Annotated in this window: 1 protein-coding gene; it reads left to right on the top strand. The window is 70.6% G+C overall.

Annotated features, from left to right (window positions below; translation table 11 throughout):
• The coding region (kdpB, locus tag ACWD3D_RS37155) for a potassium-transporting ATPase subunit KdpB (protein WP_451465039.1) at positions 1-1320 on the top strand (1320 nt) is incomplete at both ends.

The raw sequence follows: 1320 nt of genomic DNA, 5'->3' as shown, positions 1-1320 counted from the left end.
TCGGCGACCTGGTCGTCTGCGAGGCCGGGGACGTCATCCCCGGCGACGGTGACGTCGTCGAGGGCGTGGCGTCGGTCGACGAGTCCGCGATCACGGGCGAGTCGGCTCCGGTGATCCGTGAGTCCGGCGGTGACCGCAGTGCCGTCACCGGCGGTACGAAGGTCCTCTCCGACCGCATCGTCATCAAGATCACGACCAAGCCGGGCGAGACCTTCATCGACCGGATGATCAGCCTGGTCGAGGGCGCGGCCCGGCAGAAGACGCCGAACGAGATCGCGCTGAACATCCTGCTGGCGTCGCTGACGATCGTCTTCATGCTCGCCGTGGTGACCCTCCAGCCGTTCGCGGTCTACGCGGGCAGCAAGCAGTCGATGATCGTGCTGGCCGCGCTGCTGGTCTGTCTGATCCCGACGACGATCGGGGCGCTGCTCTCGGCGATCGGTATCGCCGGTATGGACCGGCTGGTGCAGCGCAACGTCCTGGCCATGTCCGGCCGGGCCGTCGAGGCGGCGGGCGACGTGTCCACGCTGCTGCTCGACAAGACCGGCACCATCACGCTCGGCAACCGCCAGGCCGCCGAGTTCCTCCCCGTCGCCGGCACGACCGAGGCGGAGCTCGCGGACGCCGCCCAGCTCTCCTCGCTCGCCGACGAGACCCCCGAGGGCCGCTCCATCGTGGTCCTCGCCAAGGACCGGTACGGACTGCGAGAGCGCCACCGCGGCGAGCTCAGCCACGCCGTGTGGGTCGAGTTCACCGCCCAGACCCGCATGTCGGGCGTGGACGTGGACGGCCGCTGTGTCCGCAAGGGCGCGACCGGCTCGGTCGTGGCCTGGGTGAAGGAGCGCGGGGGCACCGTCGCGGACGACGCCCAGGCGCTGACCGACCGGATCTCCGAGGCCGGCGGCACCCCGCTGCTGGTGGCGGTCGACGACACCGACGGCGCCCGGGTCCTGGGTGTCGTCCACCTCAAGGACGTCGTCAAGGAGGGCATGCGGGAGCGGTTCGACGAGCTGCGCCGGATGGGCATCCGCACGGTGATGATCACCGGCGACAACCCGTTGACCGCCAAGGCCATCGCCGAGGAGGCGGGGGTCGACGACTTCCTCGCCGAGGCGACGCCCGAGGACAAGATGGCGCTCATCAAGCGGGAGCAGGCGGGCGGCAAGCTCGTCGCGATGACCGGTGACGGTACGAACGACGCCCCCGCCCTCGCCCAGGCCGACGTCGGCGTGGCGATGAACACCGGCACCTCGGCCGCCAAGGAGGCCGGGAACATGGTGGACCTGGACTCCAACCCCACCAAGCTGATCGAGATCGTCG

The sequence above is a fragment of the Streptomyces sp. NPDC002690 genome (assembly GCF_053592415.1).
The sequence above is the reverse complement of the archived record's forward strand: the minus strand, read 5'-3'. Positions and strand labels throughout refer to the sequence as shown.